General features: G+C 36.1%; 20 protein-coding genes. 9 read left to right on the top strand and 11 right to left on the bottom strand.

Features of this window, described 5'->3' with window-relative positions; all coding sequences use genetic code 11:
- The first annotated feature begins 80 nt into the window (after window positions 1-80).
- Window positions 81-464, top strand: a complete 384-nt coding sequence (locus BW932_RS07400) for a group III truncated hemoglobin (RefSeq protein WP_076386840.1) — start codon at window positions 81-83, stop codon at window positions 462-464.
- Window position 465: 1 nt separating this feature from the next.
- On the opposite strand, the gene BW932_RS07395 is transcribed toward BW932_RS07400, so the two are convergent.
- From BW932_RS07395 to BW932_RS07375, 5 genes are all read right to left on the bottom strand, one after another.
- A complete protein-coding gene (locus BW932_RS07395) occupies window positions 466-1,542 on the bottom strand; it encodes a calcium:proton antiporter (protein ID WP_076386839.1) in 1,077 nt (358 codons plus the stop codon).
- A gap of 150 nt (window positions 1,543-1,692) precedes the next feature.
- Window positions 1,693-2,403 (bottom strand): DNA alkylation repair protein, encoded by a 711-nt coding sequence (locus BW932_RS07390; RefSeq protein WP_076386838.1) that lies wholly within the window; start codon window positions 2,401-2,403, stop codon window positions 1,693-1,695.
- Between the two features lies 1 nt (window position 2,404).
- Window positions 2,405-3,325, bottom strand: a complete 921-nt coding sequence (locus BW932_RS07385; protein WP_076386837.1) for a glutaminase — start codon at window positions 3,323-3,325, stop codon at window positions 2,405-2,407.
- Window positions 3,326-3,412: 87 nt separating this feature from the next.
- On the bottom strand, window positions 3,413-4,645 hold the full coding sequence (gene hflX, locus BW932_RS07380; RefSeq protein ID WP_076386836.1) for a GTPase HflX: 1,233 nt from the start codon (window positions 4,643-4,645) through the stop codon (window positions 3,413-3,415).
- A 101-nt stretch (window positions 4,646-4,746) separates the two neighbouring features.
- Window positions 4,747-5,181: an META domain-containing protein gene (locus BW932_RS07375; RefSeq protein ID WP_076386835.1), complete on the bottom strand. Its 435-nt coding sequence runs from the start codon at window positions 5,179-5,181 to the stop codon at window positions 4,747-4,749.
- 74 nt (window positions 5,182-5,255) lie between these two features.
- On the opposite strand from BW932_RS07375, the gene BW932_RS07370 reads away from it, so the two are divergent.
- Complete coding sequence (locus BW932_RS07370; RefSeq protein ID WP_076386834.1) at window positions 5,256-5,732, top strand: YdeI/OmpD-associated family protein; 477 nt, start codon at window positions 5,256-5,258, stop codon at window positions 5,730-5,732.
- Window positions 5,732-6,247, top strand: coding sequence for a GNAT family N-acetyltransferase (locus BW932_RS07365; RefSeq protein ID WP_076386833.1), 516 nt, complete (start codon window positions 5,732-5,734; stop codon window positions 6,245-6,247). The genes BW932_RS07370 and BW932_RS07365 overlap by 1 nt, the downstream gene beginning before the upstream one ends.
- Before the next feature lie 59 nt (window positions 6,248-6,306).
- On the opposite strand, the gene hemE is transcribed toward BW932_RS07365, so the two are convergent.
- The 4 genes from hemE to hemA are packed head-to-tail and all read right to left on the bottom strand — an operon-like array spanning window position 6,307 to window position 10,241.
- Complete coding sequence (hemE, locus tag BW932_RS07360) at window positions 6,307-7,335, bottom strand: uroporphyrinogen decarboxylase (RefSeq protein WP_076386869.1); 1,029 nt, start codon at window positions 7,333-7,335, stop codon at window positions 6,307-6,309.
- Window positions 7,336-7,360: 25 nt separating this feature from the next.
- Window positions 7,361-8,035, bottom strand: coding sequence for a uroporphyrinogen-III synthase (locus tag BW932_RS07355; protein WP_076386832.1), 675 nt, complete (start codon window positions 8,033-8,035; stop codon window positions 7,361-7,363).
- A gap of 33 nt (window positions 8,036-8,068) precedes the next feature.
- Window positions 8,069-8,980, bottom strand: a complete 912-nt coding sequence (gene hemC, locus BW932_RS07350) for a hydroxymethylbilane synthase (protein WP_076386868.1) — start codon at window positions 8,978-8,980, stop codon at window positions 8,069-8,071.
- A complete protein-coding gene (gene hemA / locus BW932_RS07345) occupies window positions 8,967-10,241 on the bottom strand; it encodes a glutamyl-tRNA reductase (protein WP_076386831.1) in 1,275 nt (424 codons plus the stop codon). The genes hemC and hemA overlap by 14 nt, the downstream gene beginning before the upstream one ends.
- A gap of 249 nt (window positions 10,242-10,490) precedes the next feature.
- Here hemA and BW932_RS07340 point away from each other — a divergent pair, with 249 nt between their 5' ends.
- Genes BW932_RS07340 through rodA form a run of 5 tightly spaced genes read left to right on the top strand, consistent with a single transcriptional unit; the run spans window position 10,491 to window position 16,139 of the window.
- Window positions 10,491-11,516 carry a rod shape-determining protein gene (locus BW932_RS07340; RefSeq protein WP_076386830.1) on the top strand — a complete coding sequence of 342 codons (1,026 nt, stop codon included), beginning with the start codon at window positions 10,491-10,493 and terminating at the stop codon, window positions 11,514-11,516.
- 27 nt (window positions 11,517-11,543) lie between these two features.
- Window positions 11,544-12,395 carry a rod shape-determining protein MreC gene (gene mreC / locus BW932_RS07335; protein WP_076386829.1) on the top strand — a complete coding sequence of 284 codons (852 nt, stop codon included), beginning with the start codon at window positions 11,544-11,546 and terminating at the stop codon, window positions 12,393-12,395.
- On the top strand, window positions 12,392-12,898 hold the full coding sequence (locus tag BW932_RS07330; protein ID WP_076386828.1) for a rod shape-determining protein MreD: 507 nt from the start codon (window positions 12,392-12,394) through the stop codon (window positions 12,896-12,898). Before mreC ends, BW932_RS07330 begins: the two co-directional genes overlap by 4 nt.
- Entirely contained in the window at window positions 12,895-14,913 is a 2,019-nt protein-coding gene (locus tag BW932_RS07325; protein WP_076386827.1) for a penicillin-binding transpeptidase domain-containing protein, read from the top strand. The genes BW932_RS07330 and BW932_RS07325 overlap by 4 nt, the downstream gene beginning before the upstream one ends.
- Entirely contained in the window at window positions 14,910-16,139 is a 1,230-nt protein-coding gene (rodA, locus tag BW932_RS07320) for a rod shape-determining protein RodA (protein WP_076386826.1), read from the top strand. Before BW932_RS07325 ends, rodA begins: the two co-directional genes overlap by 4 nt.
- Window positions 16,140-16,485: 346 nt before the next feature.
- Here the strand turns inward: rodA and BW932_RS07310 are convergent, their stop codons facing one another.
- Together BW932_RS07310 and BW932_RS07305 are read right to left on the bottom strand one after the other, a co-directional pair.
- Window positions 16,486-17,172, bottom strand: a complete 687-nt coding sequence (locus tag BW932_RS07310; protein WP_076386824.1) for a C40 family peptidase — start codon at window positions 17,170-17,172, stop codon at window positions 16,486-16,488.
- Between the two features lie 406 nt (window positions 17,173-17,578).
- Window positions 17,579-19,777 (bottom strand): glutamine synthetase III family protein, encoded by a 2,199-nt coding sequence (locus BW932_RS07305; RefSeq protein WP_076386823.1) that lies wholly within the window; start codon window positions 19,775-19,777, stop codon window positions 17,579-17,581.
- A 282-nt stretch (window positions 19,778-20,059) separates the two neighbouring features.
- Between BW932_RS07305 and BW932_RS07300 the strand changes: the two genes are divergently transcribed.
- Complete coding sequence (locus BW932_RS07300; protein ID WP_076386822.1) at window positions 20,060-21,739, top strand: DUF6909 family protein; 1,680 nt, start codon at window positions 20,060-20,062, stop codon at window positions 21,737-21,739.
- Window positions 21,740-21,827 lie beyond the last annotated feature (88 nt).

Here is a 21,827-nt window from a genome sequence, read left to right as displayed (position 1 = left end):
ATGCGAATTGTTCGACAACAATAAAAACAGGAATGCTTACAATCATAAACGAACGCTTTTTAATTCCTTAATTTTACCCCATGAAAAAATTGGAATCTAGAGAAGACATAGAGCTTTTGGTCAATAAATTTTACGATAAAGTGGAAACCGATGAAACGATTGGATTCTTCTTCAATGACGTGGCAAAAGTAGATTGGAGCCATCATTTACCGAAAATGTATTCCTTTTGGGAAACCTTATTATTTGGCAAAATTTCTTACAAAGGAAATCCTATGGCTGTTCATTTTCCTATTAATGCTGAATTCGCAATGGAGAAATCTCATTTTGAACACTGGCTTAAATTGTGGAAGCAAACCATCGAAGAAAATTTCACGGGCGAAATGGCGGAAACAGCGATTTACAAAGCAACAAACATCGCAAATTTGATGGGGTACAAAATGGAAATGGCCAGAAAAATCAAGTGATTTAAGGCACAATTACCGTAAAAATGTAAGCCGCTAAATTCACCAAAAGTACAGTTCCGTATAAATGATTGGTTTTCCCGCGACTGAGCGACAACATCACGATAAATACAGACAAAGCCAACAAGATGATCGATTTCATATCGAGTCCCAGAACGAAAGGAATATCATAAAAAATACACACTGCCGAAACTGCGGGAATGGTGAGTCCCACACTTGCTAATGCGGAACCTAAACTCAAATTAATAGAAGACTGAATTTGATTGTTTCGTGCAGCACGAATCGCCGCTAAACCTTCCGGAAGCAAAACTACCGCCGCAATAATCACTCCCACCAAAGCTCGGGGAGCACCGATATTTTCTACAAAATCTTCGATGACCGGTGAAAGACCCTTCGCCATAAAAATGACGATTGCCAGACAAATGATGAGCAATGCTAAACTTAATAACGCATGTTGCAAAGAAGGCGGATCCGCTTCGTGTAAAGGTTCATCGGGAGTTTCTATGACAAAATAATTACGATGACGTACCGTTTGAAACATCAGAAAACTGCCATAAATAGTGAGGCAAGCCATTGATATAAAAACCAGCTGTGCTTCAGAATAATACGGTCCTCTTGCACTCGAGGTATAATTGGGTAAGATTAAAGTTAAAACTAAAATCGCTACCAAACTCACCAAATAAGAAGTCGCTGAACTGGTGATAAAAAACTGTTCTTTGTATTTTCGGCTTCCAATCCAGATACAGATTCCGAGAATTCCGTTGAGAATAATCATGACTGCAGCAAAAACCGTATCTCTTGCGTAGGTTTGTGCGCCTTCGCTGCCGGAAAGCATGAAGGAAACAATTAAGCCCACTTCTAAAACCGTGATGCAAATTGCTAAAATAATTGTTCCGTAGGGTTCACCAACTTTGTGAGCAATCACTTCTGCATGATGAACAGCTGCCAAAACGCTTGAAAACAACAACAAAGCCCCAATAATATTAGAAGCAGGTGTATTATTTAGAAACCCAAAAAGATAAAAGACAGCAGATGCAATGGGTACAATTACCGTCCAGTGAATAAGATTTTTTAATTTCATAGGGTGATTTGTCTCAATATAATGAAAAAAACGGAAAAATAAACAAGAAACCGGAAAAAATCTGAAGAATAGAACCCGTTTTTAGCGCCAAGAAATAGTAATCTGAGTCTAAAAATGTACTATTAAAGCTCATCTAAAAAATGAATCCATTTACATTCGGGACTTCAGATAATCTTGTCGAAGATCTTCATCTAATTTTTCGATGGCGTACCGAAGGGTTGTTCGCGGCATTTTTTGATAATGAAGATTGAGAAAATTCAGAAGTTCCTCTTCATCTTTCTTCCCCATTTCCCGAAGAAGCCAACCATTTGCTTTGTGCATTAAATCGTGTTCGTGATGAAGATTTTTTAGGACCAGTTCTTTCAATAAAGCAAAAGATCCTTTTTTCACATGAAACATCGTGGCGACAACAGCGATTCTCTTGCTCCACAAAATCTCTTCCTCCGAAAGGTCTTTTAAAATGCTATCATTTTGATTTTCATAACAATATCTTCCCAAAATCTTATAACAAGAAGTATCTACCAAATCCCAGTTGTTGATAAATTTCTTATTTCTCAAATAGAATTCTACGATTTCCTTTTTCTCTGTGGAATCTTTTGATTTTTCGAATTTTGAAACCAAAATCAATAATGCACAAAGCCGATATTCGTGAATTGGCGAGGATAATAGTTCCTCTAATTCCGCTAAAGAAACTTTGTTGCAAAACGCTTTCGCAATCTGTCTTTGATCGGGAACGGTGACGCCGATAAACTGATCGCCTTCTGCATATTCTCCTTTCCCCGCTTTGAAAAATTTGGGGAGAAATTCTTTCTTTTCTGAACTTGAAAGATCTTGTAGTGCAGCTTTTATTTCGTCAATCATTTTAAAAAATACTTTCGCCAGTTTGCGTTGTAAACTCTTCCAGAAATTTCATTCCGCGATAGGAATTACCTTTTTCATTGAGTTTCGGACTCCAAACTGTAATGCAATAATGTTGGGGATAAATGGCGACGATTCCGCCACCAACACCGCTTTTTCCAGGCAAACCTACCCGAAAAGAGAATTCTCCTGATTCATCATAAAATCCGCAAGTCAATAATATTGCATTAAGTCTTTTGGCTTTACTGGAAGATAAAATCTGCAAATCATTTGATGGCGTTTTACCTAAATTTGCCAAATATAAAAAACTCATGCTCAATTGTTTACAAGTCATCTCGATGGAACAAAGGTGACAATACAATTCAATTACCGCATCGGGTTGACTTTTAATATTACCAAAAGATTTCATGAAATTACACATCGCTGCATTTCTGAAACTATTCTCCAACTCACTCGCAGCGACTTTTTCATTGAAAAATATCTGCTGATCACCTGTTAAATCTCGAATAAATTGAATTAATTCCTGTTTCGGATTATTACATATTTCTAACAGGATATCACAAATAACCAAAGCTCCTGCGTTGATAAAAGGATTTCTGGGGATTCCACAATCGGCTTCTAATTGCACCAATGAATTAAACGCACTCCCTGAAGGTTCTACATCTACTCTTTTCCAAAGTTTTTCGTCTAGTTTTTCATAAACAAAAGACAAGGCAAAAACTTTCGAAATACTTTGTATGGAGAATTTTTCCTCAAAATCGCCAATTCCAAAACTGTTGTGTTTCAAATCGGTGAAGTTGATGCCAAATTTATTGTCATCGATACAGGCGAGTTCAGGAATATAGCTCGGAACTTTCCCAAAATTTTCTTTCGCAATAATATCGGTGTAAACCTTTGAAATAATATTTTGATAATCTAATTTCATTAAAAATGGGTGTGTTTAACAATCAGCTTTAAAAAAAATGCTTAAAAATTATTCAAGCATTTTTTCAAGTAGCTATCGCATTAGATCTTAATCTTCTGATTCTATTTCTTCCGCCTCATCATCATGATATTCAAACAGAAAATCGTTGTAAGGAAAACGGGCGGTATGAATTTTTAAAACCTCATCGTAGATCAATTTCTTCATCTCAGGGAAGTTTTCCTTCGTTAAAGCGGAAATGAAAACCGTTGGATATTTTGAATTCGACATCCAGGTTTTTTTCCACTCCTCCAGCGAAATATTTTTGCGCGTTTCGGGAGTGAGATCGTCTTCTTCTTTTTTCTCGTAGGCAAAAGCATCAATCTTGTTGAAAACCATAATCATCGGTTTTTGATGCGCATTGATTTCCATTAAAGTTTGATTCACAGAATTGATATGATCCTCAAAACTTTCGTGCGCAATATCCACAACATGAATCAGCAAATCTGCTTCCCGAACTTCATCTAAAGTTGATTTAAAACTTTCAACCAATTGTGTGGGTAATTTTCTAATAAATCCAACGGTATCGGTTAAGAGGAAAGGTAAATTTCCGATTACTACTTTTCGAACCGTTGTATCTAAGGTGGCAAATAATTTATTTTCTGCGAAAACATCTGATTTAGAAATCGCATTCATCAAAGTTGATTTCCCCACATTGGTATAGCCAACCAAAGCGACACGAACCATTTTTCCACGGTTTTGTCTTTGAGTTGCCATTTGCCTATCGATGGTTTTTAATTTTTCTTTGAGCAAAGTAATTCGGTCGCGAATAATCCTTCTATCGGTTTCAATTTCCGTTTCACCGGGACCACGCATTCCGATTCCTCCTTTTTGCTTATCAAGGTGAGACCACATTTTGCTCAATCGTGGTAATAAATACTGATACTGAGCAAGTTCTACTTGTGTTCTTGCATAAGAGGTTTGCGCTCTTTGGGCAAAAATATCAAGAATCAAATTTGTTCTATCCAAGATTTTAACATCCACCATTTCTTTTCCAAGATTCTTCAGTTGTGAAGGTGAAAGTTCATCATCGAAAATTACAGTTCCGATTCCATTTGATTTTACATAATCTCTTATTTCCTGTGCTTTTCCGCTTCCGATAAACGTCTTTGGATCGGGTTGCGTGAGTTTTTGAGTAAATCTTGTTTCAATTGTTGCTCCTGCTGTCAAAGCAAGAAACTCCAATTCATCCATGTATTCGATGAGTTTGGTTTCATCTTGATTTTGGGTAATTAAGCCTACTAAAACAGCTTTTTCGTATTGATGGTCTTTTTTTTCTAACATAAATTTCCTGTCGGCATTTGTACAAAGATAATAATTTGATTTTCACCATTAAAAAATCTCAGCCAAAATTATCTGAGATTTCAAATATATATGCTACATTCTTAGTCCCAATCTGCAGCTAAAAATTTCATTGCGTTTCCGTTGTTATCAGAAAGGATCAAATAGTGACCTTCCGTTTTATATTTTGTCATTGTTGGCAACGCTTTCCCGAATGCAGCTTCTAATTCCATCGCTTGGTCACAAAACATCATCGTACTGCCAACTTCTGAAAATTTCACGGTTCCGTTTTTACCAAAAATTGCAGTTCCAAACATATTATTGCAGCCCATTTTTGCAGAAAATTTGCTTGTACTTTTTACATGGGTCAAATTCATATTGGCTTTATTGGCAACCATCACCTCTTTGCTGAAATCATGAAATTCAACCAACATCCATTCTCTTTCAATCATTGTTGAAGTAGTAGTTTTTTGGGTGGAACAATTGGCAAGGATTAAAAGCGCGAATAAGGCTAGAAAGCCAGAAACTATTTTTTTCATTATATAAAATTTAACTTTCACAATCTATTTTTGTGCCACAGATTTTATTAAATTTGAATTCATAATTGTTAAAGATGACTCAAGATCACATTGCTTTCTGTGGCAAAATCGTACAGAACGGCAACATCAATGCAGCCTATATCGAATTTCCTTTTTCGACCGAGGAAGTTTATGGAAAAAAAGGGCAGGTCAAAATAAAAGTTTTGTTTGATAATCAAATTGAATATCGGGGAACTTTAGCGAAAATGAAAAGCAATTGCCATATTTTAGGAGTAACACAAGAGATTAGAACAAAACTCGGGAAATCTTTTGGTGATGAGGTTTGGGTAAAAATTTGGGAAGACAAAGAAGAACGAATTGTTGAAATACCGGAAGATGTTCAGATGGTTTTTAATGAAAATGTACAGGCAAAAGAAATGTTTGAAGCAATGAGTTATACCCACAGAAAAGAATATATCCGCTGGATTGTAGAAGCTAAAAAGACAGAAACCCGCGAAAACAGAAAGGTGAAAATGATTGAAATGATTTTGGCCGGAAAAAAAGGAATTTAATGAAAACACAAAGATTGGAAACAGAAAGATTAGTCTTAAAACCATTAACAACAGATGATTCAGGATTTATTTTTGAATTATACAATTCCCCAAAATTCATCGAATTTATTGGCGATCGAAATATAAAAACCATACAAGATGCGGAGCAATACATCACCACAAAATTTCTTCCCCAACTCGAAAAACTGGGTTATGGAAATTATTTGGTCGTAAAAAAATCGGACAACACGAAAATTGGAGCCGTGGGAATTTTCCAACGTGATGGTTTAGATGTTCACGATATTGGGTTTTCTTTTCTCCCTGAATTTGAAGGGAAAGGTTATGGTTTCGAAGCGGCATCGAAACTTTTGGAAACAGCTTTTTCAGTCTTTAATTTGAATACAATTTCAGCCATCACTACTAAAGAAAATATTGCATCTCAAAATCTGATCAAAAAATTAGGTTTACACTACCAGAAAACCGTTCAACTTCCCGATGGTGACAAGGAATTGCTGTATTATGAAATTGAAAAATAATTGTACAAAAAAAGAACGCTTCCTAGGAAACGTTCTTTACTATCTTTACCACTATAATTTTAGTTGGGTTTCCAGTTCACTACTGCCTGAATAAAAGCTTCGGCATTTTCTAAAGGAATATTCGGTAAAATTCCGTGGCCTAAATTCACGATATATCGGTCTTTTCCGAATCTATTGATCATTTCTGTAACCATTTTCTTGATGGTTTCTGGTGAAGAATACAATCTTGAAGGATCAAAATTCCCCTGAAGCGTCATCGTATGATTGGTTAACATTCTCGCATATTCTGGCCGAATCGTCCAATCAACTCCCAAAGCGGAAACTTTCGAAAGCGTCATTTCCTCTAAAGCAAACCAACATCCTTTCCCGAAAACAACAACATGAGTGAGTGGACTCAAAGCTTCAACGATCTGATTGATATAATGGTAAGAAAAAATCTGGTAATCTTCTGGTGACAACATTCCGCCCCAAGAATCAAAAACCTGAACTGCAGAAACGCCTTTTTCTACTTTTCTTTTGAGGTAAGCGATGGTGGTGTCTGTAATTTTCTGCAATAATAAATGAGCCGCTTCTGGATTTTGGAAACAGAATTTCTTTGCAACATCAAATGTTTTCGAGCCTTTTCCTTCTACGCAATAACATAAAATCGTCCAAGGTGAACCGGCAAAACCGATCAAAGGAATATCGTTATCAAGTTTTTCCAAAGTCATTTCAATCGCCTGGAAAACATAGCCTAAAGTATCATTAACATCTGGAACTGCAATATTCTGCACCTGTTCCATGGTACGAATCGGCGTGTCTAACCAAGGACCAACATCTTCTTTCATCTTGAAATCGATGCCCATTGCTTGTGGAATTACGAGGATATCTGAAAAAAGGATCGCAGCATCCAACGGATAACGGCGAATTGGCATCATTGTAATTTCCGACGCCAATTCTGGAGTTTGGCATCTGGTGAAGAAATCATATTTATCGCGCAACTCACGAAATTCCGGCAAGAATCTTCCCGCTTGTCTCATCATCCAAACCGGTGGTCTATCGACGGTTTCTCCTTTTAGCGCTTTTAAATACAGGTCGTTTTTAATCATAATTTTTGATTTTCCCTGCACAGATTTATAGGTTCTGGGCAGAAATTAATTTCAGCAAATCATCAAGATTGCTTTCTTTACTTGTTATAATTGGATTATTTGTAAATTTTTTGATCTCGCTTTCGGTGGTTTCGCCAATCGAAAAAATCTTCATGTCGCCAAATGAATTAAACCTGGCAAAACTACGAACTCCACTCGGACTAAAAAAACTGACTGCTTCGTATTTTCCTGAAATTTTGGGTTCTATTAATTTTGTTTCATACACCACGATTTTCTTATAGGAAATGTTTTGCAGCGGCAAAGCTTTATCTAAAACATCTAAAGCCAAATCCCCACAAAAATGCAGAAATTTTTCTGTCGTACTGTTTTCAATGATAAATTCTGCAAGTTCTCTGGCATTTTTAGATACTTTGAAGGTACCAAAACCGTTTTTTCGTAAGGCGAGTTTCGTCTTATACCCGACTGCGTAAATCTTATTAAAATTCTTATTGATGAAATTTTCGTTGGGGAAGAAGTTGTTGGTAAAAAAAGCATCTACCGCATTGACACTAGTAAAAATAAGAGACCTGTTTTTCAGTTCAAATGGTTGTATTTTTAAGGGCTTTACCTCAATTACTTCCACAAAATCCCAAGAAAACTGATCTCCTAATTTATTGGAAATCAAAGCTTCATTCAATTTTTTGGTGAAAAGAATCTTCATTTAATTTTTTAGTATCAAGACGCAAAGCAAGTTTTACAAGGTATTTTTAATTTCGGTCATCAAGGCTTTTCCGCCATTGCTGAGTATTTTCTCAGCGATGATTTTTCCGAAATTTTCCGTATCATTCCACTGAAATATTTCATCGGTTTCGATACAGTTTTTACCATCTAATGAACACAATCTGCCTCTAAAACGCACTTCATTATGCTCATTAATTTCGGCAAAAGCACCGATCGGCGCAGTACAACCACCTTCTAAAGTACTGAGGAAGTTTCTTTCAATTTCGATACAGATCTGGGTTTGCTTGTGATTAATGTCTGCAAAAATTTCTCTAATCTCTGCATCTTCAGTTCTTGCGCAAACTGCAACAACACCTTGTGCGGGTGCCGAAATCATCGTCGGAAGTAACTCATAATCAATATTTAAACCCATCCTTTCGATCGCAGCTAAAGAAAACATGGTAGCGTCGAAATTATTTTCTTCGAGTTTTTTTAATCTTGTTTGAACATTTCCCCGAATATCGGAAAACTGGGTGTTCGGAAACTCGCGCAACCAGAAAGCACGTCGTCGTAAACTGCTCGTCGCAATTTTTAGATCTTTCATTTCCAGCGTTGCAGCATCATTTTTTCGCACCAAAACGTCTTGCGGATAATCGCGTTCTAAAACTGCAATTATGGAAATATTTTCGGGAAGTTCTGTTGGAATGTCTTTTAAGGAATGAACGGCGATATCAACTTCTTTATTAAGGAGCGCAATGTCTAAATCTTTGGTAAAGATCCCCGTAATTCCCAACGTGTAAAGCGGTTGGGTGAGATTTTTATCGCCGGAAGAAAGAATCGGCGTGATATCGGTTTTATAATTTTTATTTTGAAGATTTCTTGCAACTTCTCTTGCCTGCCAAAGTGCAAGCGGAGAATTTCGGGTGCCTATTTTAATGCTTCTCATTGAATTCATTATTGGGTTGTTCAACTAAAATCTCGTGCATCAATTTGCTTATTTCTTCGGCTTTCCAAGGATTATCAATGATATATTTTGCAAAACGGTTGGTAATTTTCTGAATCATTTTATCAGAAAGTTTCATGTCTTCAACCTCCACATAATGATGTTTCTTGTGGATATTGTGCATTTCGTTGCGTTCCATATTTTTCAGAACTGCTTTGAAATGATGAATGTTGGGCGCCAGTTTTCGTTTCTTTTCCCACTCCAAAAAATCTTTCGTCATTTCTTTGATGATCGCTTCGGCTTTCGGAATTTCTTTCTGCCGCTGCACCATTGTTTCGCTGATATGAAGCGAGAGCTGATCCACATCAACCAAACTTACATTGGTATTTTCGGTAATGTTTTTTTCAACATTGTTTGGGATCGATAAATCGATGACCAGCGTTTCTTTTCCGTTCGGGAAATGCGTTTTGTTGATAATCGGATGCTGTGCTCCTGTTGCTACAATTAAAATATCGGTTTTGCTCAATTCTTCTTGAAACTGATCAAATTCGATGTGTGGAATTTTATATTTCTCCGCAATTTTTTCTGCTTTTGCAACACTTCTATTGGCTATTTTAACTTTAGGTTTGTAGACATGCTTTACCAAATTTTCAACTGTATTTTGTCCAATTTCTCCCACTCCCAACAATAAAATGTTTTTCTCGGAGATCTGAGTCTGGTTTTTCAAAATGTAATGAACCGCGGCGTATGAAACAGAAGCTGCTCCATTGGAAATCCCGGTTTCATTCTTGATTCTTTTGGAAATTTGAATGGCGGAATTGATCGCTCTTTCTAAAAATGGATTGGAGTTTTGCTTTTCTTTTTTGAAACGGTAGTACGCATTTTTGATTTGCCCGATAATTTCGAAATCACCGATAATCTGACTTTCTAATCCGGCTGCAACGCGGTAAAGATGATTCAAGGCTTCTTCTCTCTTCAGAATGTTTACATATTGCATAAAATCCGTAAGACTTACGCCGATGGTTTTGCAATAAAGTTCTGCAATCAGTAGATAATTGGGGGTCGTCGTATAAATTTCGGTGCGGTTGCAAGTAGAAACAACAAAAGCGTCTCCTAAATTTTGATCATGAATTTCATTGACAAAATGTTTGATGTTTTCATCAAAAAAAGAAAATTTCCCACGCGTTTCTGCATCAGCTTTTTCGAAACTGATACTGAGAACGGCAAAATTAGCAGTTTTGTGAATGTTAAAATCCTGATTCATAAACAACGGCAAATTTAAGATTTTATATTCAATATAAGATGATATTGCAATATGAAGATTATCACGAAAGTCGATCAAAAATTCTGTATTATTTGTTTTTTGTGTTGAAAATGAAATATTTCCAACTTAAAAAAGTTATAGAATCAGGTAAAAGAAATTTAATAAAACTTTAACCAAAAATAGATGGAATGTAATTTTTAGAACGGTTCTAAATTTATATCTTTGTACACTTAAAAAAAATCACGAAAAATGGGCTTATTTGATATGTTCACGCAAGATATTGCGATTGATCTAGGAACGGCGAACACACTTATCATACATAATAATAAAATTGTAATTGATCAACCTTCTATAGTGGCAATTGAGCGCTCGACCGGAAAGCCGATTGCGGTAGGTGAAAGAGCGAAACATATGCAGGGTAAAACCCATGAAGATATTAAAACAATCCGACCTCTAAAAGATGGGGTAATTGCTGATTTTCATGCATCTGAACACATGATCAAGGAATTCATCAAACAGATTCCAGGGATTAAAGGAAAGCTTTTTCAACCTTCCTTAAAAATTGTGATCTGTATTCCATCTGGAATTACAGAAGTTGAAAAAAGAGCGGTAAGAGATTCTGCACAAAAAGTAAACGCAAAAGAAGTACGCCTTATTTACGAACCAATGGCTGCGGCAATCGGTGTTGGAATAGACGTTCAGAAACCTGAAGGTAACATGATTATCGACATAGGCGGTGGTACAACAGAAATTGCAGTGGTAGCTTTGGGTGGAATTGTCTGCGATAAATCGGTAAAAATTGCAGGAGATGTTTTCACGAATGATATCGCTTATTATTTAAGAACACACCATAATCTTTATATCGGCGAAAGAACTGCGGAAAGAGTAAAAATTGAAGTAGGTTCAGCCGTAGAAGAACTGGATGTTGATATTGAAGATGTTCCGGTTCAAGGGCGTGATTTGATTACTGGTAAACCTAAAGAAATTATGGTGAACTACAAAGAAATCGCACGAGCTTTAGACAAATCCATCATCAGAATTGAAGATGCGGTAATGGAAACACTTTCTCTTACTCCGCCAGAATTAGCGGCAGATATTTACAAAACAGGGATTTATCTTGCAGGTGGTGGTGCTTTGTTAAGAGGACTTGCTGATCGACTTCACAAAAAAACGGGATTGCCTGTTTTTGTAGCAGAAGATCCATTAAGAGCAGTAGTTCGCGGTACGGGAATCGCTTTGAAAAATATGGATAAATTCAATTTCCTTATTAAATAAATTTTTAACTTTTTACGACATTAACCGATGGGATTTTTGCTGAGATTATTTTCGAAGAACGGCCTATTCGTCTTCTTTATATTTCTGCAACTCATTGCTATGGTTTTGATTTTCAGCAGAAATTCAATGCAGCAGTCATGGATCGCAGGACAAACTGCGGCTTTTAATTCTTGGGTTTCAGGCTATATTGATGAAGGTGCTTCTTACCTGAAACTGAAACAGATCAATGAACAGTTGGTCGCTCAAAACAAAAGCCTGATGAAAGAGGTTTATGGCAACAATGGATCCCTAAAACCCCAATTCAGAAAAGTTCACGATACCATTGGTGGTGGTCAAATTTATACATTTGTTGACGGCGAAATCGTTTTCAACAGCATCAACCGAAAAGACAATTACTTCACCATCAATAGAGGAAAACGCGATGGAGTGATGCCCAAAATGGGCGTTATGGCACCAAACGGAATTGCCGGGATCGTCATCAATACTACCGATTCTTATGCCTTGGTACAATCCATTTTAAGTTTAAATAAAATTAAAATTAATGCCGCGCTCAAAAAATCGGGTTATTTCGGAACTTTAACTTGGAGGGGCGAAGATTCCCGAATCATGCATCTCTCTGATGTTCCTAAATATGTTCCGCTGCAAATTGGAGATACGATCGTAACTGATGGTAAATCTGCTATTTTCCCACAAGGAATTATGGTCGGTAAAGTCGCGGGTTACGAAGTAGACAGCAAAACTGGATTTTGGGATATTTCTGTTGAACTCAGCGAAAAAATGGGGAATTTGAGCAAAATCTACGTAGTTAAAAATCTAAAAAAAGCAGAGGTTTCCAAAATTTCAGATACCTTACAAGCGACCATAAATAAAGAAAAATGATAAGCAGAACACTATTTACAGATCTTCTGATGATTGTTTTGCTTATTGCATTACAAATTTTTGTACTGAATCGCTTCATGCTTTTCGGGAAATACACGCCAGTTTTATATCCGGTTTTTGTGATGTTTTATCCCTTCTTCCGAAATAAATTTCAATTTTTAGCTTTGAGTTTTATTTTGGGATTAGGCATCGATGCATTTATGTACACTTGGGGAATCAATACTTTTGCTACGGTCATTATCGCCTATTTCAGAACATTGATTTTTCGAACATCCACAGATACTTCCACTGATTTTTTCTCCTTTCAGTCTTTGCAATGGACTCAATATTTATTTTTTATATTCTCCAGTATTTTTCTGCATCAATTTATAGTTCAATCTATTGAATTCTTTAAATTGAGCAGATTATTCGAAATCTTCATCAATATTATAGCGACGAGCGCAATTTCTTTTGTTTTTATTGTTCTCTATGCTTTAGCTTTTAAAATCAAACAAAAAGTTTGAAACCACAATATCTAAAAATCACCGCCATTTTAGGAATACTTGCATTGATATTCATTGCAAGACTTTCTTATTTACAACTTTTCACAGACCGATATGCATTAAATGCAGCGAACACGTCTATTAAAACTGAATACATCATTCCCCAAAGAGGCGTTATTTTCGACCGCAACGGTAAAATAATGGTGGGAAATCAGCCTTCTTATGAAATTTCTTTCACACAGGCGTTGATGAAACCTGATTTTGACACGTTAGATTTTTGCAATCTGATGAAAATTAACAAGGGTACTTTTATTAAAATCATCAAATCACTAAAAAGCGAAAGATATTACTCCAAACTCACGCCAATGACTTTCATGAAGAATTTGAGCAGGGAAGAAATTGCACGAATTCAGGAAATCATTTTCAAGTATCCAGCGTTTAATATTGTATCGCGACCGCAACGACAATATGAAGTTTCTACTTCAGGGAATCTTTTAGGATATACCAATGAAGTGAACGATCGAGAAATTAAAAAAGACTCTCTCTATTACTTACCCGGAGATTTCATCGGCAAAACCGGTGTGGAAAAATCGTATGAAAATGCCTTGCGTGGAACAAAGGGAGTGCAATATATTCAAAAAGATATTCGATTAAGAAATATCGGTTCTTATAAAAATGGAACTTTAGACAGGGACGTTGTAACGGGGAAAGACATTACTTTAACCATCGATTACGATTTGCAGAAAATGGCAGAAGAAATGATGGTCAACAAGCAAGGTGCAATTGTAGCGCTTGATCCGAAAACAGGAGAAATTTTAGTAATGGCAACAGGTCCGGATATTGATCCTAATCTTTTTATTGGTTCAGAAAAGACTAAAAATTTGTACCGTTTGCAAATGGATACCCTTTATAACAATAGACCGACTTTTGACCGCTCTGTTCAAGCTGCATATCCTCCAGGTTCCACGTTTAAATTGCTTACTGCAGCCGCAGGAATGCAAATGGGTGTAATGGATGAAAATACTATTTTTCCTTGTGGTGGTGGCTTTAATTATCGCGGTTTACGGGTGAAAGGTCATGGAGGAGCTGATCCTTTAATTCCTTCCATTCAGGTTTCGAGCAACTGCTATTTTTCATATGCCTTTATTGCAATCATGAATAAATATCCAGGAGACCCCACAAGAGGTGTTAACGAATGGAAAAAAATAATGAGCAGTTTTGGCCTCGGAGAATTTTTGAATAATGATTTAGCTGTAGGATCTAAAGGGAGAATCCCAAGCGGTGAATTTTACGAAAAAAGAAGTGGTGGCAAAAAAGACTGGAGTTCTGCCTACACGATGAACGGTTCAATTTTTAATGGAATGGGACAAGGTGACGTACTTCTTACACCCATGCAAATGGCGAATGCAACCGCGGCTATCGTAAACAAAGGATGGTATTATACCCCACATATTGTAAAATTGATTGATGGAAAACCTAATCCAGATGCGCGTTTTAAGGTAAAACATAAAACCTTGGTGAACCCCAAATATTTTACTCCTGTGATAAAAGGGATGGAAGCTGTAGTTTTAGGCGGAACGGCAAGAGGTTTAAAATCCAATGATTTTACGATGCTTGCAAAAACAGGAACCGCACAAGTTCCACAAGGAAAAGATAATTCAATTTTTGTTTTAGCAGCTCCAGCAGAAAATCCGAAAATAGTTATTGCAGCCGTTTTCGAACATGCAGGTTTTGGTGCAACCTGGGCGGGACCAGCTGCAACGGCGATTGCCGAAAAATATTTAACCGGAGACTTGAAGCGCGAACAACTTTATAAAAAATTAGTGAATGCTAGTTTTATGCCTGAATATAAAAGACAATGGGTTGTAGAATTAAAAAGAAAAGGGCTTTACAAGGAACCCAATAAAGATTCAGTAAAGATTCAAAATATTGAGGACAGCTTGAAATTCATTAAAAGCGAACCCATAAGATCAAAACTTATTTATAAAAGAGATTCTTTGAGATCTAAACTAAAGATAAATACACCAAGGAAATGAAGTGGACAGAAGGATTAGATAAGCTAAGCATTTTTCTCTATCTCGCCATTTCTCTTTTTGCAGTGGCGAATATTTATAGTGTTGATGAAGCTCTAGGAGAAAAACAACTGATTTTTTTCTTTGTCGCTCAATTGGTAGGTCTCATGATTTTTATGATGAGAACCAAATTTTTCGAAAACTTTTCCAGTATGATCTATGTCGCAGGTATTCTGCTCCTCATCGGATTATTTCCTTTCGGAACAGAAATTTTGGGACAGAGAAACTGGTATAAATTTGGCGGAATCACCATGCAGCCGGTAGAATTTGCAAAAATCGGGGTTTCGTTAATGCTCGCAAACTATGTATCGGGTCCTGATTTTAATTTGAAAGTTAAAAAATCTTTATGGACCTCTCTAACCATTATCGGCGTTCCCGCAGCGGTGGTTTTAGTCATCCCAGATGTTGGTTCTCTGCTCGTATTTACCGCCTATTTTATCGCACTTTTCCGTGAAGGTTTAAGTGGTTGGTTTTTCGGAGTAGGAGGAATTTTAGCGGCTGTTTTTTTGACGGCATTAGCAATCGATCCGATCTACATCATCATCGGAATTGCCTTGATTTATGGAATCATTATTTTATTTAATTCCTACAAAATTCATTGGGATATTTATGCGGTGGTCTATTCTGCAGGCTCATTTATCTTGTTGTGCGGTCTTGCTTATGGTTCGCCTAAAATTCTAGAAAAAATGCCTAAACATCAACGTGAAAGAATTGAAGTACTTTACAAAGGTGAAAAAGCATTTCGCGATACCTCTGGATATAATTTGCTGTACTCAAAAACCGCAATCGGATCTGGCGGATTTTTTGGGAAAGGATATAAGGAAGGTTCTGTAACGCAAGGAAAATTCGTTCCGGAACAGGAAACAGATTATATTTTCTGCACCGTGGGCGAAGAATGGGGATTTTTTGGAGCTTCCGTTTTGATCCTTTTTTATACAATATTTATCGGGCGCATCTACTATTTATCAGAGCAGCAGAAATCAACTTTTAATCGTGTTTTCGGTTATTGTTTTGCCTCCATTTTGCTGATGCACTTCGCAATAAATCTTGGAATGGTGATGGGACTTTTCCCAACTGTGGGAATTCCGTTGCCTTTTTTCAGCTACGGTGGATCATCTTTCTTAGCATTTTCGATCATGACTTTTATTTTCTTCAAACTCAATTACACCGATCGAAATAGTTTAGTTTAAGATGTAAATGAATCTTAATTCAAGTTTTACCCTCCTTCGAAACTAATCGACATTTGACTTGTAAAAGAATAAACTGACATTCTTTCGCCTTCACTAAATATTTGAAAGGCTCATAAAAATGCGGCTGTACCAAAAATTCTTGGCTATTAATAGTGCTTATTTTATCAAATGTTTTGGCGGGTGAAGTGGAATAAAACATGTAAGTTTCAACAATAGTCTGTGAGCTTTTTCGCTGCCAATTCTTTCTGAATTTATTATTAATAAACTTCAATCAATCAATTCATTACAACCAAAAAAAAGCTACCGTTTCTGGTAGCTTTAAAATCAATTATTTAGAATAAATCTTTTAATTATTTGCGAAATTACTGTTAAGATTATTAGGAGACAACACTCGTTTAGCAAATCTAAATTTTGGTCCCCAATAAGAATCCGCGAGTGAGGAAATCATTACTCCTTTAGAAGTTGCTGAATGGATGAAAGTCACATCGCCTTCAGCAGATACATTTTCTACAATTCCTACATGCGATATTTTGCCTTTCCCATGTGAAAAGAAAACTAAATCTCCTTTTTGTAGGTCTTCTTTATTAATTTTTTCTCCTTCTTGAGCTTGTGATGCTGCAACTCTTGGTAAGTTCATCCCAGTTACTGCACCGAATACAGAAAGTACAAATGCAGAGCAATCTATTCCACTTCTTGTCATTCCACCGTAACGGTAAGGAGTTCCTAAATAAGTTTCTGCTTCTTTTAAAATATCGTCTAATTTCTGAGTAAATCTTACTGTTCTAGAGATTTCATCATTTTTTAACGTTGCTTCTAAGGTTTTTGCCGCAGCAAATTTTTCATCCTTGAAACTGCTTAATAATTGTGCTTTCGCTGACTCTAATCTTTTATTATCTAGTGACGCAAGTTTGGCATCTGATTTGTATTCATGTACATAAGTTTGAGGCGTTGATACCACGTAGTTCGTAACACATGATTGCAAAGATAAAGTAGCAATAACACCAACTAAATAAAACATAACTCTTCTCTTCATATATATATTTTCTGTGTTAAAAAGTAATATTTGTTTTTAAATGCAAAGCAAAAGTAAGTATTCAGGCTTTAGAAAGGGTTAAATCACCCTTTTCTAAAAGTGCTTTTAACACAATTTAACATTTACTAGTCTAATGTTAATAGAAAAATAACCGCAATCCCTTTATTTAAGCGATTGCGGTTTTTATTTTTTTGTGATTTGTTAACATTTATTCAGTGCGTCTATAATGTACATCTGAATTCTCTATGAAGCAAATCTTATAAAACTACGACGAAAAGGTCTTTCTCCTTTATTTGACCAGCTGAAATTCCGCGATTTAAGCCATTAAAAGACTCTCTTTAAAAACAATAAAAAGCCGTTTCATTAAGTTATGAAACGGCTTTTTGTAGAAATATTTCGCTAATAATTATCTTGTAAACAAGAGTTCTCTGTATTTTGTCATTGGCCAAAGTTCATCATCAACCATCATTTCTAATGCATCTGAAGACGCTCTAATCTTATCAAACAATGGGATTACCTCGTTGCAGAAAATTTCTGCCATCAATTGAGAATTAGCTGCAGATTTTGCGGTTGAAATTGCGCCTAACAAACGATCAACCTCAACTTTGATGATAGAAACATGTCCAGAAATTTCCGCGATCATATTCATTTGCTCACCTGCTAATTTTTTAAACTCTTTTTCGCTAAAAATATCTTTCAAGCCTTTCACATTTTCGATCAATCGATTTTGATAATTCAATGCACAAGGAATAATATGGTTTCTCGCGATATCGCAAAGAACAGTCGCTTCAATAGAAATTACGGTAGAATATTTTTCTAATTTAATTTCGTTTCTTGCCTCAACTTCACGGTGTGTATAAATTCCCAAACTTTCATAAAGCGCAACAAACTTATCATCCATTTCCCTTTTTAAAGCTTCTGGCGTTGTTTTCAAATTGCTCAAACCTCTTTTCTCTGCTTCTAGAGCCCAATCATCAGAATAACCATCTCCTTCAAACATGATATTCTTAGAAACCTTAATATACTCTCTTAAAATATTGAAAATTGCTTCGTCTTTTTTCAATCCTTTTTCAATTAAAGCATCCACTTCAACCTTAAATTCTTGAAGTTGTTTTGCCATAATCGAATTCATTACCGTCATCACTTCCGCACAGTTTGCAGATGAACCAACCGCTCTGATTTCAAATTTATTCCCGGTAAACGCAAAAGGTGAAGTTCTGTTTCGATCGGTATTATCTAATAAAATCATTGGGATTTTACCTACGACATTTAATTTCAATTCTGTTTTTTCTTCCGGCGAAAGTTTGCCGTCGGTTACTTTTTCCAATTCTTCTAAAACACTGAAAAGTTGGGTTCCGATAAATGCCGAAATAATCGCAGGTGGGGCTTCATTTGCACCCAAACGATGATCATTGCTTGCTGATGCAATACTTGCACGCAACAAATCTGCATAATCATGAACTGCTTTCAACGTATTAACGAAGAATGTTAAAAACTGTAAATTCTTCTTAGGGTTTTTCCCTGGACTTAATAAGTTTTCACCAGTATCTGTCGCTAAACTCCAGTTGTTATGTTTTCCGCTTCCGTTTACTCCAGCAAATGGTTTTTCATGGAAAAGAATATGGAAATGATGTTTATGAGCAACTCTCGCCATAATATCCATTAATAATGAATTATGATCAACCGCTACATTCACTTCCTCAAACATTGGAGCCAACTCAAATTGATTGGGTGCAACCTCATTATGACGCGTGGTCACAGGAATTCCCAATTTCATACATTCGATTTCAAGTTCCTTCATGAAATTCATTACTCGTGTTGGAATAGAACCGAAATAATGATCATCTAATTGTTGACCCTTTGCAGGAGAATGTCCGAGCAAAGTTTTTCCCGTAATTACCAAGTCAGGTCTTGATTGATACAATGCAGAATCTACCAAGAAATACTCTTGTTCCCAACCTAAAGTCGGACTTACCTTTGTTACGTTTTTATCAAAATACGATTTACAAATATCTGTTGCAGCAGTATCGAGTGCGTGTAATGCTCTCAAAAGCGGTGCTTTATAATCTAAAGTTTCCCCGGTGTAAGAAATAAAAATAGAAGGAATACAAAGCGTAGTTCCCACAATAAAAGCAGGGGAAGTAGGATCCCATGCAGTATAACCTCTTGCTTCAAAAGTATTTCTGATTCCACCATTAGGAAAAGAAGATGCATCGGGTTCTTGTTGAATCAACATTCCACCAGAAAATCTTTCAATCGCGCGATCACTTTCAAACGGGGTAAAAAAGGAATCATGCTTTTCTGCAGTTGATCCCGTTAATGGCTGAAACCAGTGCGTATAGTGCGTTGCTCCTTTACTCAAAGCCCAATCTTTCATAGCCACTGCAATTTGATCTGCAACATCGCGCTGAATCTTGGTTCCTCTTTTTATCGCATCCTGTATCAACTTGAACGCATCCTGAGTCAAATATGATCTCATCGTTTCTTCAGAAAATACATTTTGACAGAAAAGCTCTGATAATTTCGCAGGAACTTCCACTGCATTGTCTTTTCTGTAATCTTTAAAGGAAAGCATTTCTAATGCTTTAAATCTTAAATACGCCATTTGATTTTATTTTAAAGTGCAATATTACAAAAAAAATGAACTAAAAATTATTTAACCCCTAGAAATTTTAAAGAAATATTTAAAATTAACGCAATTTAACCAATAACCCCCTTAATATTTAATAGCCCAAAATAAATAAAAAGAATAAATCAGGAATATAAAAATTAAATTTTCCTTAAAAACAGGATCTTTTCAATGACATTAAGGAATAATAATGTGCTAAAAAACACAGATATTTTTTAAAACTGTTAATATGTATTATCTTTGCCAAAAGATACACCTATGGTAAATTCACGTGCAAGAGAAACAACCGAAGCGATTGAAAGACTTTATGTTTCTATGCGACACTTATTCTATCGCGGTTTTTTCAAACCATCCGGGATTTCCGGAGAAAGCCTACGAACACTTCTAACAACCATCAATCCTGAAATTTACGGAACAATGGGCGTTCCTAATAAAATCGAACTCGACGGACTTTTATATGTTCTGGATCGACTTCCAGAAGGAATTGAGGAATGTTCATTCATTCACCTAACTTCTGATGAAGGTTTCGAAAAAGGAAGTTTTGAAGTGATCGTTCCGAAAAAAAGACGAAGAAACTGTTACAGAATCGACGAACATCAAATGAATATCGAAGTTCTTTTGGGCCGTTCTGAAATCTATGATATTCTAACTCACCTTACCTTCTTATATATAGAAGCGGATAAAATTCGAAATCTTGCCTTTATTTCTGATGAAAACGACAAACCAACAAGAGCTTGGAAGATCATCGAAGAAGTAGCAAAAGCCGAGAAAAAATTCAGCCGAAAAGAAAAAGAAGTTGCTTTAATTCACCTTTCCTCTCTTTTGGGAAGAACGTTTGATGAAACCCTAAATGCGTACAATCACTTCGGTGACGACAAAAACCCTGATCGTCTTTTCAAAATAATTTATCACCTTGGAAACGAAAGCTTCAATGATTCCAAAAAAATTCGGGAGCGCGAAGTATATTTCTCCGCAATTCTTCGAGAAAGAGTTGGACATCATTTCTTTGGCGAAAAATGGGCGAATAAAGTGAAGCAAGTTTTAGCAGAAAACAACCTGCACATGCGACCTTTGCACATTATTTCTGCAAACATGCACTCGGTGAAAAATATGTTGTATGCAAATGATGCAGTCGGGAAAAAAGCCACCAAAAACGTAGATTATAAACTATACGAAGAAATTTCTAACACAAAATCTTTGCAGGAAAAAGTGTTGAAACATTCTCAAAAAGCGGGTTTAATTTATATTGATGATCAAAGTGGAAGTAATATTGACGTTCAAATTATCGATCTTTCAAAAACTGACCTAAAAAACACGCCTTTTTCAGGAATAAAATTTTCTGGTGATGATGTGATTTTGGTTTTTGATTATGCTTTTGGAGAGCAAGCTTTTGAAGTGATGGACGAGCTTTTAAGACCTTATGATTACAACAGCGAAATTTACACCATGAAAGTAAAATCAATTTCCATCATGGGGAAAGCTGGAATTTTGATGGGTGGAAAAGGCGATATTATGATCCCAACTTCCCATGTTTTTGAAGGGACTGCAGATAATTATCCTTTTGAAAACGCTTTGAAATTAGCAGATTTCGAAGACGATGAATTGCAAGCATTTGAAGGTGGAATGGTTTCCGTTTTGGGAACTTCTCTTCAAAATAAAGATATTCTAAGATATTTTATGGATACTTCTTGGAAAGCAATCGGTCTGGAAATGGAAGGAGCGCATTACCAAAAAGCCATTCAGGTGGCTTCGAAAATTCGTCATCATATTTCGGAAGATTTATTCGTAATGTATGCTTATTACGCTTCAGATAATCCTTTGGAAACTGGTTCTACCCTATCTTCTGGCGGATTAGGATTAACCGGCGTGAAACCAACTTATCTGATTACTTTGAGAATTTTAGAGAAAATTTTAGCTTCTTCGGAGTCTAAAAAATAAATAAAAACAGAATTGATAACAAAAAGCTTTTCCTCTCGTGGAAAAGCTTTTGTTTTTTCAAAAATTCCTATCTTTCCATTTCTAAAAA

It is taken from the genome of Kaistella chaponensis (genome assembly GCF_900156725.1).
Taxonomy (GTDB): domain Bacteria; phylum Bacteroidota; class Bacteroidia; order Flavobacteriales; family Weeksellaceae; genus Kaistella; species Kaistella chaponensis.
Note: the sequence above shows the minus strand (reverse complement) of the source record. Positions and strands in the feature narration are given on the sequence as shown.

Coding starts and splice junctions, on each gene's coding strand:
- BW932_RS07400 (WP_076386840.1), top strand. CDS start 81: ATGAAAAAATTGGAATCTAGAGAAGACATAGAGCTTTTGGTCAATAAA.
- BW932_RS07395 (WP_076386839.1), bottom strand. CDS start 1,542: ATGAAATTAAAAAATCTTATTCACTGGACGGTAATTGTACCCATTGCA.
- BW932_RS07390 (WP_076386838.1), bottom strand. CDS start 2,403: ATGATTGACGAAATAAAAGCTGCACTACAAGATCTTTCAAGTTCAGAA.
- BW932_RS07385 (WP_076386837.1), bottom strand. CDS start 3,325: ATGAAATTAGATTATCAAAATATTATTTCAAAGGTTTACACCGATATT.
- hflX (WP_076386836.1), bottom strand. CDS start 4,645: ATGTTAGAAAAAAAAGACCATCAATACGAAAAAGCTGTTTTAGTAGGC.
- BW932_RS07375 (WP_076386835.1), bottom strand. CDS start 5,181: ATGAAAAAAATAGTTTCTGGCTTTCTAGCCTTATTCGCGCTTTTAATC.
- BW932_RS07370 (WP_076386834.1), top strand. CDS start 5,256: ATGACTCAAGATCACATTGCTTTCTGTGGCAAAATCGTACAGAACGGC.
- BW932_RS07365 (WP_076386833.1), top strand. CDS start 5,732: ATGAAAACACAAAGATTGGAAACAGAAAGATTAGTCTTAAAACCATTA.
- hemE (WP_076386869.1), bottom strand. CDS start 7,335: ATGATTAAAAACGACCTGTATTTAAAAGCGCTAAAAGGAGAAACCGTC.
- BW932_RS07355 (WP_076386832.1), bottom strand. CDS start 8,035: ATGAAGATTCTTTTCACCAAAAAATTGAATGAAGCTTTGATTTCCAAT.
- hemC (WP_076386868.1), bottom strand. CDS start 8,980: ATGAGAAGCATTAAAATAGGCACCCGAAATTCTCCGCTTGCACTTTGG.
- hemA (WP_076386831.1), bottom strand. CDS start 10,241: ATGAATCAGGATTTTAACATTCACAAAACTGCTAATTTTGCCGTTCTC.
- BW932_RS07340 (WP_076386830.1), top strand. CDS start 10,491: ATGGGCTTATTTGATATGTTCACGCAAGATATTGCGATTGATCTAGGA.
- mreC (WP_076386829.1), top strand. CDS start 11,544: ATGGGATTTTTGCTGAGATTATTTTCGAAGAACGGCCTATTCGTCTTC.
- BW932_RS07330 (WP_076386828.1), top strand. CDS start 12,392: ATGATAAGCAGAACACTATTTACAGATCTTCTGATGATTGTTTTGCTT.
- rodA (WP_076386826.1), top strand. CDS start 14,910: ATGAAGTGGACAGAAGGATTAGATAAGCTAAGCATTTTTCTCTATCTC.
- BW932_RS07310 (WP_076386824.1), bottom strand. CDS start 17,172: ATGAAGAGAAGAGTTATGTTTTATTTAGTTGGTGTTATTGCTACTTTA.
- BW932_RS07305 (WP_076386823.1), bottom strand. CDS start 19,777: ATGGCGTATTTAAGATTTAAAGCATTAGAAATGCTTTCCTTTAAAGAT.
- BW932_RS07300 (WP_076386822.1), top strand. CDS start 20,060: ATGGTAAATTCACGTGCAAGAGAAACAACCGAAGCGATTGAAAGACTT.